Below are 525 nucleotides of genomic sequence, written 5' to 3'. Positions count from 1 at the left end.
CTCCGCGACAGCGGGCGGCTCCCGGCCGTGGAAGCCGACCATCGTCTCGCTGAAGAGCGAGGCCTCGTCCGGATGCTGGCCGAGATAGTCGAAGACCGGCACGCCCTGCGCCTTCTCGAACGCGGTCCTGCCGGTCTGCAAGGAATAGGCGATGTCGTCGAAGGCCCCCGCGAACCAGGGGCTGCCGGCGGTGAGGATGGTGGCCCGCGCCGAACCGGGCGCGCCCGTCTTCAGCGCCTCCCCCAGCGCCGTCAGGGCAAAGCGCTGGCCGGCCTGCTCGGCAAGCAGGCCCAGGCTGGCGAGGCAGCGCATGAAGCGATGGAGCGAGGGCGCATGGAGCCGCAGCGGGCCGGCCAGCTCCTCGGCACTGCGAGGGCCGGTGGCCAGGTGGTCGGCGAGGTCCAGCCTCGCGGCTGCGTAGACCAGACGCGAGACCCAGGCGGCCGTCGCCATCTGGATCAGCGTGACATGCGGGGGAGGCTCCTGCGCTGCCGCGGGAGGCGCTAGGGTCGATGCGGCGTGGGG

General features: G+C 73.0%; 1 protein-coding gene. It reads right to left on the bottom strand.

The features are described from left to right. Positions 1-453, bottom strand: a 453-nt coding sequence (locus AC1D34_RS38230; protein WP_476827110.1) for a methyltransferase family protein, incomplete at its 3' end; no start/stop codon positions are given. Positions 454-525: the final 72 nt, after the last annotated feature.

The organism is Allobosea sp. P1_A7, assembly GCF_056406775.1.
Note: the sequence above shows the minus strand (reverse complement) of the source record. Positions and strands in the feature narration are given on the sequence as shown.